A 15,332-nucleotide genomic window follows, 5' to 3' on the forward strand; every position below is an offset into this window, starting at 1 on the left:
TCGAGAAGAGTTGTCAGGAGATGTTGTGCAATGCACAACAGCGTGCTGCATTTTGCGAAATTTCATCGAATATGGTGGCGTTCGTGCCCGAACGCAACCAGTCCGCCTCTCTCCGGCGCGCCCTGGCCGTCCTGGACCACGTACGCGGCCACGCGGGGTTGTCGCTCACCCAGCTCGCCGAGGCCGTGGGCCTGTCCAAGAGCACGGTGTTGCGGTTGACCGCCCCGCTCGTGGAGGCCAGGCTGCTCGAACGCGACCGCAGGACCGGGGCGTACCGGCTGGGGCACGGCACACTCCAGCTCGGGCAGGCGTACCTGGCCACGCTGGACCTGCGCGCGGTCGCCGCCGAGGAGTCGCACCGGCTGATGAGCGAGGTACGCGAGACCGTCCACCTGGTCGTCTACGACCACCCCCACGTCGTCTACATCGACAAGGTGGAGAACGAGACGAACGTGCGCATGGCCTCGCGCATCGGCAGCCGCGGCCCGGTGCACGCCACGGCGGTCGGCAAGGCGATCCTGGCCTGGCAGCCGGAGGAGGCGCTGGCCGGGCTGGCGCTCGAACCGATCACCAAGCACACCATCACCCACCCCGACCGGCTGCGCGCCGAGCTCACCCACATCCGGCGGCGCGGCTACGCGGTGGACGACCGCGAGAACGAGCCCGAGGTGCGCTGCGTGGCCGCGCCGATCTTCAACCACAACGACGCCGTCGTCGCCGCCGTCTCGGTCTCCGGGCTCACCTCGCGCATCACCGCCGCGCGAGTGCGGGAGCTGGGGCCGCTGGTGGCCGGCGCGGCGTCACGGATCTCCAGAAAGCTGGGCAGGCCGACCACATGACCGAACTGGTGACCTTCGGTGAGACCATGGCGCTGTTCGCCGCCCGGCGTACCGGGCCGCTGCGCTTCGCCCGCGACTTCGACCTGGGCCTCGGCGGCGCCGAGTCGAACGTGGCCATCGGCGTGGCCAGGCTCGGCCACCGGGCGACGTGGGTGGGCCGGGTGGGCGAGGACGAGTTCGGCGACCTGATCCGGGCCACGCTCGCCGGCGAGGGCGTGGACACGCGCGCGATCCCCGACCCGGACGCGCCCACCGGCCTGATGATCAAGGGCAGGCGCACCGCCGACCTCGTGGACGTGCGGTACTACCGCAAGGGCAGCGCCGGGTCCCGGCTGCGGCCCGACGACCTCGACCCGGCGCTGATCGCCTCGGCCCGCGTGCTGCACGTCTCCGCGATCACCCCCGCGCTGTCGCCGTCGGCCCGCGAGAGCGTGGCCCACGCGATCGCCGCGGCGCGGGCGGCCGGCGTGCTCGTCTCGCTGGACGTCAACTACCGCCGGGCCCTGTGGACGCCGCAGGAGGCGGGCGCCTGGCTGCGGGACACGATCGGCGGCGTGGACGTGCTGTTCGCGACCGTGCCGGAGGGCCGCCTGGTCGCCGACGTCGAGGACACGGCGGAGCTGGCCAAGGCGCTGGCCTCGCTCGGGCCCTCGTACGTGCTGGTCAAGTCGGGGTCGCAGGGTGCGCTTGAGCTGTCGGACGGCGTGCTGCGGCGGGCCCGGCCGTACCGGGTGACCGAGGTGGACCCGGTGGGGGCCGGGGACGCCTTCGCGGCCGGGTGGCTGGCGGACTGGCTGGCCGGGGCCGAGCCCGGACGGCGGCTGGACACCGCCTGCGCGGCGGGCGCGTTCGCGGTGACCTCGCAGGGCGACTGGGAGAGCCTGCCGCGCCGGGCCGACCTGGGCCTGCTGGGCCGGTCCGCCGACGACGTGAGCAGGTAGCCGCCCCGAGGACGAGGCTTTGCCCGTTTCCGATCCGGCCTTGGGGGCCGCCGGGGAAGATCTCGTCCCGGGGAGAGGAACGGTGTGATGACAGACGTTTCCGGCAAAGGTCCGCGGTCGAACGACCAGCGCGAGGTGCTCACCAACCGGCAGGGGCATCCCGTCTACGACAACCAGAACCAGCGGACGGTCGGCCCGCGCGGCCCGGCGACGCTGGAGAACTACCAGTTCCTGGAGAAGATCAGCCACTTCGACCGGGAACGTATCCCCGAACGGGTGGTGCACGCCAGGGGCACGCTCAGCTACGGCTACTTCGAGGCGTACGGCAAGATCGGCGACGAGCCGGTCGGCCGCTACACCAGGGCCAGGCTGTTCCAGGAGGCCGGCAAGCGCACCGACGTGGCGCTGCGCTTCTCCACCGTGATCGGCGGCCGGGACTCCGCCGAGACCGCCCGCGACCCGCGCGGTTTCGCGATCAAGTTCTACACCGAGGACGGCAACTGGGACCTCGTGGGCAACAACCTGGCTGTCTTCTTCATCAGGGACGCCATCAAGTTCCCCGACGTCATCCACTCGCTCAAGCCCGACCCGGTCACCTTCCGCCAGGACCCCAACCGCATCTTCGACTTCATGTCGCAGACGCCCGAGTCGATGCACATGCTGGTCAACCTGTTCAGCCCGCGCGGCATCCCGGCCGACTACCGGCACATGCAGGGATTCGGCGTGAACACCTACAAGTGGGTCAACCAGCAGGGCGAGACGTTCCTGGTGAAGTACCACTGGATGCCCAAGCAGGGCGTACGCAGCATGACCGAGGCCGACGCGGCGGTCGTCCAGGGGGGCGACCTGGGGCACGCCACGAAGGACCTGCGCGAGGCCATCGAACGCGGCGATCACCCCGAGTGGGAGCTGCTGGTCCAGCTCATGAGCGACGAAGAGCACCCCGAGCTGGACTTCGACCCGCTGGACGACACCAAGGTCTGGCCCGAGAACGAGTTCCCGGCCAGGCCGGTCGGCCGCCTGGTGCTGAACAGGAACGTCGACAACCAGTTCGCCGAGAACGAGCAGGCCGCCTTCGGCACCGGCGTACTGGTGGACGGCCTCGACTTCTCCGACGACAAGATGCTGGTCGGCCGGACGTTCTCCTACAGCGACACCCAGCGCCACCGGGTCGGCCCGAACTACCTCCAGCTCCCGGTCAACCAGGCCAGGAACGCGCCCATCAGGACGAACCAGCGCGACGGCCAGATGGCGTACTTCGTGGACACCGGCGGCGAGGACCCGCACATCAACTACGAGCCCTCGCTCCGCGGCGGCCTGCGCGAGGCCGAGTACCCGACCCTGGACGAGGAGGGCCCGGTCATCAACGGCCGGGTCATGCGCAGGCGCATCCCGAGGACCAACGACTACAAGCAGGCGGGCCAGCGCTACCTGCTCATGGAACAGTGGGAACGCGACGACCTGGTGCGCAACCTCGTCGACGCGCTCGGCCAGTGCGACCGCCGCGTCCAGGAGCGCATGGTCTGGCACTTCCTGCTCGTGGAGGACGACCTGGGCCTGCGCGTGGGCGAGGGCCTCGGCCTGCGCCCTGACGACGTCTCCCAGCTGGAGCCGCTGACCGGCCAGGACCTCACCGACGAGGACCGGGCACGCCTGGCCAAACTCGGGCACAACGGCCCGCGCGACGTGGAGGGCCTGAAGATGACCCACTGCGTGCCGAACGAGCGGGCCGCCCACGCCGACGGCCTCTGAGCGGCGGCTACAGCAGCCCGGCGGCGGCCAGCAGCTTGCCGATCCGGCCGATCTCGTCGTCGTTCAGCGGGATCTGCGGGAGCGCGGTGAGCGGGCAGTCGATGACGCCCCGCAGGTGCAGGGCGGCCTTGAACGCGCCGAGCCCCGCCGAGCTGCCGCCCATCCGGGCCGCGCCGACGCGGACGATCTCGAAAAGCCTGACCAGGCGTTCCTGCTCGGTCCTGGCCGCCTTCCAGTCGCCGCGGGCGGCGGCCCGGTACAGCTCGGCGTAGCCCCGCGGGTCCACGTTGCCGAGACCGGGCACGACGCCGTCGGCGCCCATCCACAACGCCGAGTCCACGGTCACCTCCGACCCGGTGAGCACGCTGAAGGGCGCGTCGCGGCCCATGATGACCTGGCGCAGCCCGCCGTCGTCGCCGCTGGAGTCCTTCACCCCGGCCAGCACGCCCTCGGCGGCCAGGCCGAGCAGCAGGTCGGCGCTCAGCTTGGTGTGCACGCTGACCGGCAGGTCGTAGGCGTAGACCGGCAGGCCGCTGCGGGCGGCGATCGTCCGGAAGTGGGTGCGGATCTCGTCGGGGTGGGTGCGCGTGTAGAACGGCGCGGTCGCCACCAGCCCGGAGACGCCGGCCTCGACCGCCACGCGGGCGTGTTCGAGCACCCGCGGCGTGGTCATGTCGATCACCCCGGCCAGCACCGGCACCTGGCCGCCCACGTGCCCGGTGACCGTGTCCAGCACCTGCCGCCGCTGTGCGTCGGTCAGGTAGGCCACCTCCGAGGAGGAGCCGAGCACGAACAGCGCGTCCACGCCGCCGTCCAGCAGGTGGTCCACCAGCCGGGTCAGGGAGGCGGCGTCCACCTCGTGGCCGGGGGTCAACGGGGTGCAGACCGGGGGGATCACGCCGGTCAAACTCATGAGTGCTCCTGGATCAGCTCTAGGTCGGTGGCTCCGGCCGCCACCGGGTGGTGGCAGTGGAAGAGATGGTCGTCCCCGGCCCGCGTGGCGGCGGGCATCTCGGCCGCGCACAGGTCGTCGGCCCGCCAGCACCGGGTGCGGAACGGGCAGCCGCTGGGCGGCCTGGTGGCCGACGGCACGGCGCCCACCAGCGGGATCGGGGTGATGGGCGAGATCAGTCCGGGCGTCGCGGAGAACAGCGCCCGCGTGTACGGATGCCTGGCCCGCGACGGCACCGACCCGGCGGGCGTCTGCTCCACGATCCTGCCCAGGTACATGGTGACCACGCGGTCGCTCATCCTGCGTACGGTCTGGATGTCGTGCGAGATGAACACCAGCGACAACCCGAGCCGTTCCTTCAGGTCGAGCAGCAGGTTGAGGATCTGGGCGCGGACCGACACGTCCAGGGCGCTGGTGGGCTCGTCGGCGACGACCAGTTCAGGTTCGAGCGCGAGCGCCCTGACCACGGCCACCCGCTGCCGCTGGCCGCCGGAGAGCTGGCCGGGCAGCGCGTCCGCCGCTCCGGCGGGCAGGCCGACCAGGTCCAGCAGCTCGCGCACGCGGGCCTCGCGGGCGGCGGGGGCGCCGCGGCGGTGCACGTCGAGCGGGTCGCGCAGGATCCGGCCGACCGGCAGCCGCCGGTTCAGCGCCGTGGACGGGTCCTGGAAGATCATCCCCACGCCGGTGCCGACGAGCGCGCGCCGCTCGCCCTCCTTCAGCCCCCACAGGTCTCGGCCGTGCAGGCGTACGCTGCCCGAGGCCGGCCGCTGCAGCCCGACCAGCACCTTGGCCAGCGTGGACTTCCCGCAGCCGGACTCCCCCACGATCCCGACGGTCTCGCCGGGCGCGACGGTCAGCGAGGCGCCGGTCAGGGCGTGCACGCGGTCCCGCGAGAACAGCCCTCCTGACCTGGCCTTGTGCACGACGTGCACGTCGTTCAGCTCAAGCACGTTGCTGCTCACTTCCCACGAGTTCGACCGCCGGGTGGTGGCAGGCCACCGCGTGCCGCCTGGCCTCCCCGGCCAGCACGGGCCTCTCCGTACGGCACACGTCGGTGGCCATCGGGCACCGGTCGGCGAACCTGCACCCGGCCGGGAAGTCGGCGGGCGCGGGCACCACGCCGCGGATCTGCGTCAGCCGTTCGGCCCCCGACTCCAGCGACAACACCGCGCCGAGCAGCCCCCGGGCGTAGTGGTGTGCGGGCTCGCCGACCAGGGCGGCCGTGGCGCCGGTCTCGACGATCTGGCCGCCGTACATGACGACGACGCGGTCGGTGACGTCGGCGACCAGGGCCAGGTCGTGCGAGACGAGGATCAGCGCGAACCCCAGCTCCTCGCGCAGCCGCAGCAGCAGCTCGATGACCTGCGCCTGGACGGTCACGTCGAGCGCGGTCGTCGGCTCGTCGGCGACGATCAGCTTCGGGTCACGCGACAACGCCATCGCGATCAGCACCCGCTGCCGCTGGCCGCCCGACAACTCGTGCGGGTACGCCGACAGGGTACGGCGGGCGTCGAGGCCGACCAGGTCCAGCAGCTCGGCCGGGGTACGCCGGCCGCCCCGGCGGGTGACCTGCTTGAGCTGGGCCTTGATGGTCATGGCCGGGTTCAGCGAGGACAACGCGTCCTGGTAGACCATCGCCATCTCGTGGCCGAGCAGGCGGCGGCGGGCCCGGCGCGGCAGCGCCAGCAGTTCCTTCTGGTCGAAGCGCACGTGCCCGCTGACGCGGGCCTGCCGCGGTTGCAGGCCCATGACGGTCAGGGCGGTCAGCGACTTGCCGCAGCCGGACTCGCCGACCAGGCCGACGACCTCGCCGGGCCACACCTCGAAGCCGACGCCGTCCACGATGTCGACGCCGGGGTCGAAGCCGATGCGCAGGCGTTCGACGCTGAGGATCGGCTGTCCCTGTGGGAGCGGGCGGGCGCGTTCTGCCAGCCGGCGGGCGGCCTCGGCCAGGCCGGGCAGTTCGAGTGCCTGGCCGGTGCCGGGGGCGGCCTGCTCGAACGCGTCGTCCTTCTTGGGGGCGGTCCTGCGTACCGGGGAGGCCCAGGCGTCGGAGATGCCCTCGGACAGGATGTTCAGGGCGAGCACGGTGAGCAGGATCAGCAGGCCGGGGAAGACCGTGGCCCACCAGCCGCCGAGCAGCACCAGGTTCTTGCCGTCGGCGATGACGCTGCCCCAGGACGGGTTCGGCGGCCGTACGCCGGCGCCGATGAACGACAACGACGCCTCGAACACGATCGCGTCGGCCACCATGACCGTGCAGAACACCAGCACGGGCGCCGCGCAGTTGACGGCGACGTGCCTGACCACGATGTACGGCGTGCGGGCGCCGATGATGCGTTCGGCCGCCACGTAGTCCTCGCCATACTGGGCGATCACGTTGGCCCGTACGACCCTGGCCACGGACGGCATGTAGAGGAAGGCCATGGCCATGACCAGCACCGGGATGCCGCCGCCGAACACCGCGACCAGCACGGCGGCCAGCGCGATGCCGGGGAAGGCCATGATCACGTCGAGCACCCGCATGACGGTCTCGTCCACGGCCCGGCGTGAGGTGGCCGCGAGCGCGCCGACGAGCGCCCCGGCCACCAGGGCCAGGCCGGTGGCGCCGAGCCCGATGATCAGCGACCAGCGGGCGCCGTACAGGAGCCTGGACAGGATGTCGCGGTTGGCGCTGTCGAGGCCCATCCAGTGCGCGGCCGACGGGCCGCCGCCGGCGGCCTCCTGGAAGTACGGCGAGTGCGGCGCGATCAGCGGCGCGAACAGCGCGGCCAGCACGACCACGGCGACGACGCCGACCGACAACCACGACGTCAGGGGCAGGCGCCGGAAGGCGACGCCGGGCCTGGACAGGCGTTCGGCGAGTCCGCTTCTCATCAGGCGGCACTCCTCAGGCGGGGGTTGACCAGCAGGTAGAGGATGTCGACGACCAGGTTGACCACCATGAAGCCGATCGCGATGGTGAGCACGACGCCCTGCACGACGGCCGGGTCGCCGTCGCGCACCGCGTTGATCATGAGCTGGCCCATCCCCGGCAGGCCGTAGATCGTCTCGATGACCACCGTGCCGCCGATCAGGTAGCCGATGCGCAGGCCGAGCACGGTCAGCGGGTTGATCAGCGCGTTGCGCAACACGTTGCGGCCGACCACGACGATCATCGGCAGGCCGCTGCCGATCGCGGTGCGCACGTAGTCGCGGTCCAGTTCCTCGACCATCGACGTGCGGATGATGCGGGTGAGCTGGGCGGCGATCGGCAACGACAACGACAGCGCGGGCAACGTCATCGACTGCAGCCAGCCGGTGACGGAGTCGGCGGGGTTGATGTAGCCGCCGGTCGGGAACAGCCCTTCGCCGACCGCCAGCCACTGGATCATCAGCAGCGCCAGCCAGAACGCCGGGGCCGCCACGCCGACCAGCGACACGACCCGGATCACCTGGTCGGGCCAGCGGTCGCGGAACAGCGCCGCGGTCACGCCGAACAGCAGCGACAACACGACCGCCACGGCCAGGCCGAGGAACGTGAGCTGCAGGGTCAGCGGCAACGCGGTCGTCACCGACTCGATGACCGGCTGCTTGGTGAGCACGCTGGTGCCCATGTCGCCCTGGGCGAGGTCGGCGACGAAGCGCACGTACCGCAGCGGCAGCGGGTCCAGCAGGCCGTTCTCCACCTGGAAGCGGTGGATCTGCTCGGCGGTGGGGTTCGCGCCCTGGAAGTAGGCGTACTCGGGCTTGACGCCCGAGAAGCGCATCACGACGAACACGAACGCGACCACGCCGAGGACCAGCGGGATCAGGATGAGGAGCCGCCGCAGCAGCATCCTGAGTACGAGCGTCATGTCCTCTTGGCCTGCAGCAGGTTGATGCCGGGGTAGGGCTGGGCGCGGATGCCGGAGAGCTTCTTCGGGTCCCAGGCGGTCATCAGCTCGTTGTGGACGACGGGGTAGAGCACGGCCTGCTCGGCGACCAGGTCCAGATATTTGTGGATCTGATCGGTCTTCTTGGCCTTGTCCGTCTCCTTGCCGGCCGCGTCCATCATGGCGAACAGCTTCTCGGCGTCCTTGCTGCCGTCCCAGTGGCTGTACTTCATCCACAGGCCGCCGGGCACGTAGTTGTAGTGCAGGATCAGGTCGGCGTCCATGCCGAACTGGTTGGGGTTCGAGGCCGCCGCGACCACCTGGTAGTCCTGGAACTGGTCCATCTTGGTGAACAGCGCGGCCGTGTCCTGCGGCTCCAGCGTGACCTTGATGCCGACGGCCTCCCAGGAGGAGGCGATGGTCGGCAGGCAGTCGACGATCCAGCTCACGTTGACGGCCATGAGGTTGACCGTCAGGTTCGTCACGCCCGCCGCCTTCAGCAGCGCCTTGGCCTTGTCGGGGTCGTAGTCGTAGACGACCGAGGCGCGCTGGTGGTCGGGGTGGCCCTCGTTGAGGAAGGAGCTGGAGGCCGTGCCGTGGCCCTTGAGCGCCACGTCGATCATCTTCTGCTTGTCGATCGCGTAGTGCAGGGCCTGGCGGACGCGTACGTCGTCGAAGGGTTTGGCGGCGGTGTTGAACATCAGGAACATGTGGTTCATGCCCTTGCCGCCCTCGACCGTGAGTCCCTGCTGCTTGAGCTGGTCGACGTTGGCGTACGGGATGTTGTCGGCGATCTGCGCCTCGGCCGAGCCGCCGGAGATCTTGGCCACGCGGGCGGAGGCGTCCACGATGGTCAGCCAGTTCATCTTCTTGACGGTGGCCGGGCGGGGGCCGTTGTAGCCGTCGAACGCCTCGAAGGAGGTGTTGGATTTGGGGTTGTGCGCCGCCTGCTTGTACGGCCCGGAGCCGACCGTCATGCCGCTCTTGGCCTTGTCCCACGCGCCCGCCTGGCCGAACACGTGCTTCGGCATGATCTTGGCGATGGTCAGCCTGGGCGCCGCGTCGGGGAAGGGGAACTTGAAGACCAGCTCCACGTTCCGGTCGTCGACCTTCTTCACCTCCTGCAACCAGGACTTGAAGAAGTTGCCGGTCAGCACGTTGTCCGGGCCGAGGATGCGCTCGAAGGTGAAGACCACGTCGTCGGCGGTGACCGGCTGCCCGTCGTGCCACTTGGCGCCCTCGCGCAGGGTGAACGTCCAGGACGTGGCGTTCAGGTCGGCCGGCAGCGCCGTGGCCAGGGCCGGGTACGGCTCCCGGGTGACGGGGTCGGTGTCGAGCAGGCCTTCGTAGATGTGGCTGATCCCGGCCATCGCGAAGGCCGACGCGGTCTGCGTCGGGTCCCAGCTCTGGTCGTTGCCGTAGCCGATGACAGCGGTGATCAGGTCTTTGTTCGATCCCGCGCCGACCGAGCCGGTCGAGGCCGGGCCTCCGGAACAGGCGGAGAGGGTGGCCGCGATGAACGCCGCCGCACCCGTGGCCCCGCTGTAGCGCAGGAAGTCACGGCGGCTGAACTCAGAGCTCACGGATGCCTCCTGGGGGGGAAAGGTAGAACGTAGGACATCCCATGTCCTATCTTGTGCGTAACGTGGACGCTAAACGCCAGGGCGTCTTGAGGTCAACAGAGGATTTCCGGAATGTTACCTACGATGAAAGGAAGCTTCATGACCGCAGTCCCGCGTCCGGCCCGCCCCAGCCGGGCGGTCGAGGCCCAAGAGGGCGTCAAGGACCTCATCGTCAGACGCGGGCTGGTCGCGGGCGATCCGCTGCCCACAGAGTCGGAGCTCATGGAGGAGCTCCAGGTCAGCCGCAACTCGATCAGGGAGGCGCTGAAGGCCCTCCAGGCGGTCGGCATCGTCGACATCCGTCACGGCTTCGGCATGTTCGTGGGCCGGATGTCGCTGTCCGGCCTGGTGGACGAGCTGGCCTTCCACAGCCGCATCACCCTGCAGAACGGCAGGAACCACCTCGCGCACCTCATCGAGATCCGCGAGATCCTGGAGGGCGGGCTCGTACAGCGCCTGATCGACCTCGGACCGGAGGCCGACCTGACCCCGGTGGCCGACGTCATGGCCCGCATGGACCACGAGTCGCAGGTCGGCGAGGTCTCCCCCGAGACCGACCGCCTCTTCCACGACCTGCTCTACCGGCCGCTCGGCAACCCGCTGGTCAGCCAGCTGCTCGGCGCGTTCTGGGACGTCTACCACCAGCTCCGCGACCACCTCGGCGCTCCCGACGAGCCGCCCGGCGACGTGGCCAGGCGGCACCGCGACATCTACGCCGCGGTGCTGGCCGGCGACCGGACGGCCGCGGTGGCGGCCGTCTACGCGCACTTCGACGGCGTACGCAACCGGCTGGCCCGGCTGGGGGGCTAACCCGGGTAGCGGGCCACCCGGCGGGACCACGGCTCGCGCCACTCCTCGTACCACTGGGCGAACCAGGGGTGGGGCGCGGCCAGCGGCAGGATGTACGCGACCGTCTCCAGGTAGTAGCGCTTCTGGAACCGCCACGGCATACGCTGCAACTCCTGCACGTTGCTCACCCGGTCGGCCAGCTTCACGAGCACGGCCTGCGCCGGGGCCTCGTCCAGCGTGGCCAGGTGGTCGGACTTCCGGCCGTTCGCGGGCCTGGTCACCCAGCGTACGAGCCCGGTCACCTCCGCGCCGAAGCGCCGCGCGAGCTCCTTCTCGGTGCACGGCGTGTCCTCCAGCACGTCGTGCAGCACGATCGCGGTCAGCACGTCGGGGTCGCGCACCTGCGCCCCGGCCACCGCCACCTCCAGCGCCTCCAGCAGATGCTCCACGTACGGCCGCCCGGTGGGACGTTGCTGCACGCCGTGCTGCACCCGCGCGAACCGCACCGCCTCACGCACCCTGTTGACGGCCTGCGACGGGAGCACCTCGGCCAGGGGTCCGGCGGCCTGGCCCCACGACATCCAGCTCGTGAAGATCTTCATCGGGCTCCTCTCGACGTCCTAGGCTGAGAATATGACCGAGATCGCCGTTCCTGACGGCTCGTGGACGTTCAACGGAGAGATGCTGCGCGTCGTCCCCGGCGGTGACAAGAGCGTGCACGAGCTCCGCAAGGTGCTCGGCGAGGTCGCGGTGCCGCTGGAGGCGATCGCGAGCTGCGCCTTCGAGCCCGGACGCAAGGGCGGCCAGCTCCGCCTGCGCCTGCGCCGCGGCGCCGACCCCCTGTCCGATCTCGTCGCCGGATCGTTGTCCGCGCCCGCCGACCCGTACCGGCTGGCCGTGCCCAAGGAGCGTGCCGGCGCCGCCCAGTACTTCGCCGACGAGGTCCGCGACACCCTGGAGATCTACCGGACGCCGAGCGGCCCCTGCGAGCACCACCTGCTGCCCGGCCCCGCCGTCCCCGTCTCCGCCACGGCGGGCGACGGCACGGCGAGCTTCGACGGCGAACGAGTACGCCTGGAATGGACGGGTTTCGCCAGCTCGGAGAAGGAGCACGCCGGGACACAGGAGTTCCCGCTCGCCGACCTGGTGGGCGTGGAGTGGAAGCCGCAGTCCGGCCTGGGTTACGGCACGCTGCGGTTCCGGCTCAAGGGCGACGGGCCCGGCGGCTCCCCGCAGAAGGATCCCCGCTGCGTCTCCTGGGGCATCCAGCGTTTCGGCGGCGCGACGGCGCTGACCGGGGCGGCGGTGCTGGCCCGGCTGCCCCGCGAGCAGCCCGAGGAGCCCGAGGAGCCCGTGGCGCTCGAACCGCCGGCCCCCGCCGGTGACACGCACGACGCGGTACTGCGCCGCCTGGCCGAACTGGGCGAGCTGCACCGCTCCGGCGTGCTGACCGACGAGGAGTTCAGCGCCGCCAAACAGGCCATGATTCGTCGGCTTTAATCGGCTTGGCTGGCATCCGTCTCCTATGGGACGGTTGAGCGGTGTCCGACCAGCTTCCCCGTACCGTGGACGAGGCCGTCGCGGCGGAGCGGAACGGCCGCCGGCTGCGCTACCTCTACTTCTGGGGCCACCGCCCGGCCCGCGACGGCGGCGTCGGCCAGGGCTGCCTGTCGCAGTGGTGGCCGGTGACCTTCACCGAGGACGGCCACACCTTCGCCTCGGCCGAGCACTACATGATGGCCCACAAGGCGTGGTTGTTCGGCGACCAGGACAGCGCCGCCGCCATCTTGCGCGCGGCGAGCCCCGCCGAGGCCAAGAAGCTCGGCCGCACCGTACGCGGTTTCGAGGAGGCCGTGTGGGACGCCCACCGGCTCGACATCGTCACGCGGGGCTCCCTCGCCAAGTTCGGCGCGCACGCGGACCTGCGGGAGTTCTTGCTCGGGACCCGCGCGCGGGTGCTGGTCGAGGCCAGTCCGGTGGACCGCGTGTGGGGCATCGGCCTGGCCGCCGACGACCGGCGCGCCGCGTCACCCTCGACCTGGCGGGGGCTCAACCTGCTCGGCTTCGCCCTGATGGCGGCCCGCGACGCGCTCGACACCTGATCAGGTCAACACCTTGGTGATCCTGGCCAGGTCCAGCCGGCGGAACTCGGCGGACTCGTGGCACCACACGTCCAGGTCGGCGCCGCGTACCTCGGGGGCGCTGACGGTGACGTCCTCGCCGTCGTAGACGATCCGGGCCGTGCCGTGGTACTGCAGCTCCATCGCCACCCGTTCGCGGGCCTTGGGCGGCAGGCCGGTGGCGTACCGGGTGAACACCTCGCGCAGGCCGTGGAAGACGGGGGCGGGCTCGCCGGCGGTGCGGGCCAGCCAGGCGGCGGCGCGGGCGGCGCCGAGAACCGCCGGTTCGCGGCGGGCCGCCGGGCGGGCGGGGGCGCGCCTGGGCGGCGCGGCGGCCACCGCGAGCGAGCCGTCGGCCGTGTGCTCGACCGGTGCGTACCCGGCCTCCCTGAGCAGGGCCAGGGTCTGCGCCGGGTCGAGGGCGCTGGCCAGTACGGTCGGCGCGAGCAGGCGCGGACGCAGCTTCGCCAGCCTGCGGTGCGCGGCCAGCTCGGCCAGCAGCGCGGGGTCGTCGCCCACCACGCAGCAGCCCACCGGGAGCACGCCGATCTCCCCGTGGCGGCGGTCGACGTCCTGGATCAGGTACGTCAGCGGTTGCGGCAGCGGGCCGGCGGCGGCCACGGCCAGGGCGGTCACGAGGTCGGCGGCGGTGTGGCCGGCGTCCAGGGCGCGGCGTACCGACGACGGGCCGAACCGCCACGTGCCGCCGGGCTCGCGGTCGGCGGCCCGGTCGAGGACCTCGGCGAGGGCGGCGGCGGGCGGTCCGGTGACGACGGCGGTCAGGTCGGTCCCGAACAACGCCTGCTGCCGCGCGACGGCCAGCAACCCCTCGGCCGCCTCCGCCACTCCCCCGCCCCGGCCCCCACACCGGCCCCCGCCACCCGCTCCTGCCTCCCGCCTGTCGCCCGGCCCCGCTTCCCCCTTGCCTCCGGGGCGCGGTTCCCCCAGGCCCTCGTGGACGACGGAGGCGGGGAGGGCCGCTTGGAGGGCGAGGCCGGGCGGGCTGAGGGCGTCCGCGCCGACCAGCCCCAGCAGCCTCGACTCCGCGAGGACCGCCAGCACGACCTCCCGGCAGCTCGCCCGCTGCACCAGCGGGAGATGCCAGCTCGCCGCCGCCGCCACCTCCTCGGCGTCCACCACGGCCGCCCCGGCGGGCAGCAGCCCGTACACCACCTCGCGGATGACGCTCGACGGCGTGCCCGAGCCGGCGGGGGCCAGCGGGTTGCGCGGTTTGCCGTCGTACCGCCGGGTCGGGCTGATCGGCAGCCGCCACCACGCCTCGACCAGCGCGGCGTAGCGGCCGGCCGGCGACAACTCCAGCCACCCGTCGTAACCCCTGGTCGGCGAGACCCCCGTACGCCGCGTCTCGGTCGTCCGGCGGGTGCGCACCTGGGTGACCGCGTTGGCGGCCAGCAGCCCGGCGGCGTGCGTGAGGTCCAGCAACAACCGGACCTCGTCGTCGGCGCAGCTGAGCCGGTCGGCCAGGCGGCGCACCTCCTTGACGCCGACGCCGCCGCCCTTCAGCTCGGGCAACGGCTCGGCCGCCGCGGCCTGCAACAGGGCCGCGGCCCGGTCCAGCAGGCGCAGGGCGGCCACGGACGCCTCGTGCGCGACGTGCCCGGCGGCGACCGGCGCCGTACGGACCGGGGGACGCTCGACCGGGAGGTCGACCAGGTGGCCGGCCCCGCGCAGCGCGAGCGCGACCTCCATGGGCATGACGTACGTACGCTCCCAGTCGGCGCTCCACACGAGCCCGTGGTCGCGGGCCCACCGCGCCGGGGTCGCCGGGCGCCGCGGCTGGTGGTGGCCGCGCGGCGGGAACTCGTCGAGCACCCGCGCGGGCCCGCGCCAGACGAAGTCGTCCAGCAGCTCGCGGGTGCCCTCCGGGGCGCGGGCGACCAGCCGGGCCAGCTTGTCCGGGTCGCCGAGCGCCGCCGCGATCGACTCGACCAGCACCGCCTTGCGCGGCGTGCCCGTGCCGCCCAGCCGCCGGAACACGTCGGTCAGCTCGGAGACGGTGACCTGCGCGAGCACTCCGGCCAGGTCGGGGCCGAGCCCCAAGGGGGTGGGCAGCACCGCGGGCAACCCGGCGGCGAGACGCAGCTCCCCGTCCTCTCCCCGCCGTACGAGCGCGGCGCGTTCGAGCCGGTCGATCAGCGCGGAGCGGTCGATCCCGGGGCCCACGAGGCCGGCCAGCGGCCGCCCGCTGCGGGCCGAGACCAGGATCGTCTCGGCGAGCACCAGGCAGGGCAGCGGTGTACGGGACAACGCCAGGTGCACCGACTCCGGCGCGTCGAGCCGTTCGGCCACCGCGACCAGCCGCCGGGGCGGCACCGGCCGCAACACGTCGGGCCGCAGGTCCAGCAACCCGGCCAGCCTGTCCTGATCCAGCCCCGCCAGCCACTCCAGCAGCGTCTCGTCCACCCGTCGATTGTCGCAGCGGGGGCGGGCGCGCGCCGCGCA

At 72.1% G+C, this 15,332-nt stretch carries 13 protein-coding genes; 6 read left to right on the plus strand and 7 right to left on the minus strand.

Annotation, left to right across the window (positions count from 1 at the left end):
- Positions 1-83: 83 nt before the first annotated feature.
- The 3 genes from DMB42_RS23095 to DMB42_RS23105 all read left to right on the plus strand — a co-directional run bounded on the left by DMB42_RS23095 (position 84) and on the right by DMB42_RS23105 (position 3,532).
- Positions 84-839 carry an IclR family transcriptional regulator gene (locus DMB42_RS23095; RefSeq protein ID WP_229823703.1) on the plus strand — a complete coding sequence of 252 codons (756 nt, stop codon included), beginning with the start codon at positions 84-86 and terminating at the stop codon, positions 837-839.
- Positions 836-1,780, plus strand: a complete 945-nt coding sequence (locus DMB42_RS23100; protein ID WP_125637072.1) for a sugar kinase — start codon at positions 836-838, stop codon at positions 1,778-1,780. The genes DMB42_RS23095 and DMB42_RS23100 overlap by 4 nt, the downstream gene beginning before the upstream one ends.
- 87 nt (positions 1,781-1,867) lie before the next feature.
- Entirely contained in the window at positions 1,868-3,532 is a 1,665-nt protein-coding gene (locus DMB42_RS23105) for a catalase (RefSeq protein WP_125637073.1), read from the plus strand.
- A 7-nt stretch (positions 3,533-3,539) separates the two neighbouring features.
- Here DMB42_RS23105 and DMB42_RS23110 read toward each other — a convergent pair whose 3' ends face one another.
- Genes DMB42_RS23110 through DMB42_RS23130 form a run of 5 tightly spaced genes read right to left on the minus strand, consistent with a single transcriptional unit; the run spans position 3,540 to position 9,921 of the window.
- Entirely contained in the window at positions 3,540-4,445 is a 906-nt protein-coding gene (locus tag DMB42_RS23110) for a dihydrodipicolinate synthase family protein (RefSeq protein WP_125637074.1), read from the minus strand.
- Positions 4,442-5,434, minus strand: coding sequence for an ABC transporter ATP-binding protein (locus DMB42_RS23115; protein WP_260477881.1), 993 nt, complete (start codon positions 5,432-5,434; stop codon positions 4,442-4,444). Before DMB42_RS23115 ends, DMB42_RS23110 begins: the two co-directional genes overlap by 4 nt.
- Positions 5,427-7,361 carry a dipeptide/oligopeptide/nickel ABC transporter permease/ATP-binding protein gene (locus DMB42_RS23120; RefSeq protein WP_125637076.1) on the minus strand — a complete coding sequence of 645 codons (1,935 nt, stop codon included), beginning with the start codon at positions 7,359-7,361 and terminating at the stop codon, positions 5,427-5,429. The genes DMB42_RS23115 and DMB42_RS23120 overlap by 8 nt, the downstream gene beginning before the upstream one ends.
- Positions 7,361-8,320, minus strand: a complete 960-nt coding sequence (locus DMB42_RS23125; RefSeq protein ID WP_125637077.1) for an ABC transporter permease — start codon at positions 8,318-8,320, stop codon at positions 7,361-7,363. Before DMB42_RS23125 ends, DMB42_RS23120 begins: the two co-directional genes overlap by 1 nt.
- Entirely contained in the window at positions 8,317-9,921 is a 1,605-nt protein-coding gene (locus DMB42_RS23130) for an ABC transporter substrate-binding protein (RefSeq protein WP_125637078.1), read from the minus strand. Before DMB42_RS23130 ends, DMB42_RS23125 begins: the two co-directional genes overlap by 4 nt.
- A gap of 138 nt (positions 9,922-10,059) precedes the next feature.
- Between DMB42_RS23130 and DMB42_RS23135 the strand changes: the two genes are divergently transcribed.
- Entirely contained in the window at positions 10,060-10,770 is a 711-nt protein-coding gene (locus DMB42_RS23135; protein WP_125637079.1) for a FadR/GntR family transcriptional regulator, read from the plus strand.
- Here the strand turns inward: DMB42_RS23135 and DMB42_RS23140 are convergent.
- Positions 10,767-11,351 carry an HD domain-containing protein gene (locus DMB42_RS23140; RefSeq protein WP_125637080.1) on the minus strand — a complete coding sequence of 195 codons (585 nt, stop codon included), beginning with the start codon at positions 11,349-11,351 and terminating at the stop codon, positions 10,767-10,769. The genes DMB42_RS23135 and DMB42_RS23140 overlap by 4 nt on opposite strands.
- 31 nt (positions 11,352-11,382) lie before the next feature.
- Between DMB42_RS23140 and DMB42_RS23145 the strand changes: the two genes are divergently transcribed.
- Both DMB42_RS23145 and DMB42_RS23150 read left to right on the plus strand, forming a co-directional pair.
- Positions 11,383-12,249, plus strand: a complete 867-nt coding sequence (locus DMB42_RS23145) for a DUF4429 domain-containing protein (RefSeq protein WP_125637081.1) — start codon at positions 11,383-11,385, stop codon at positions 12,247-12,249.
- Between the two features lie 41 nt (positions 12,250-12,290).
- Complete coding sequence (locus tag DMB42_RS23150; protein ID WP_125637082.1) at positions 12,291-12,851, plus strand: NADAR family protein; 561 nt, start codon at positions 12,291-12,293, stop codon at positions 12,849-12,851.
- On the opposite strand, the gene DMB42_RS23155 is transcribed toward DMB42_RS23150, so the two are convergent.
- Positions 12,852-15,293 (minus strand): helicase-associated domain-containing protein, encoded by a 2,442-nt coding sequence (locus tag DMB42_RS23155; protein ID WP_125637083.1) that lies wholly within the window; start codon positions 15,291-15,293, stop codon positions 12,852-12,854.
- Between the last annotated feature and the right edge of the window lie 39 nt (positions 15,294-15,332).

This window comes from Nonomuraea sp. WAC 01424, from assembly GCF_003947315.1.
In the GTDB taxonomy this organism is placed as follows: Bacteria; Actinomycetota; Actinomycetes; order Streptosporangiales; family Streptosporangiaceae; genus Nonomuraea; species Nonomuraea spiralis.

Bases quoted from the DNA above. Each gene is read 5' to 3' on its own strand.
- DMB42_RS23100 (WP_125637072.1), top strand. From the start codon at position 836: ATGACCGAACTGGTGACCTTCGGTGAGACCATGGCGCTGTTCGCCGCC.
- DMB42_RS23105 (WP_125637073.1), top strand. From the start codon at position 1,868: ATGACAGACGTTTCCGGCAAAGGTCCGCGGTCGAACGACCAGCGCGAG.
- DMB42_RS23110 (WP_125637074.1), bottom strand. From the start codon at position 4,445: ATGAGTTTGACCGGCGTGATCCCCCCGGTCTGCACCCCGTTGACCCCC.
- DMB42_RS23120 (WP_125637076.1), bottom strand. From the start codon at position 7,361: ATGAGAAGCGGACTCGCCGAACGCCTGTCCAGGCCCGGCGTCGCCTTC.
- DMB42_RS23125 (WP_125637077.1), bottom strand. From the start codon at position 8,320: ATGACGCTCGTACTCAGGATGCTGCTGCGGCGGCTCCTCATCCTGATC.
- DMB42_RS23135 (WP_125637079.1), top strand. From the start codon at position 10,060: ATGACCGCAGTCCCGCGTCCGGCCCGCCCCAGCCGGGCGGTCGAGGCC.
- DMB42_RS23140 (WP_125637080.1), bottom strand. From the start codon at position 11,351: ATGAAGATCTTCACGAGCTGGATGTCGTGGGGCCAGGCCGCCGGACCC.
- DMB42_RS23145 (WP_125637081.1), top strand. From the start codon at position 11,383: ATGACCGAGATCGCCGTTCCTGACGGCTCGTGGACGTTCAACGGAGAG.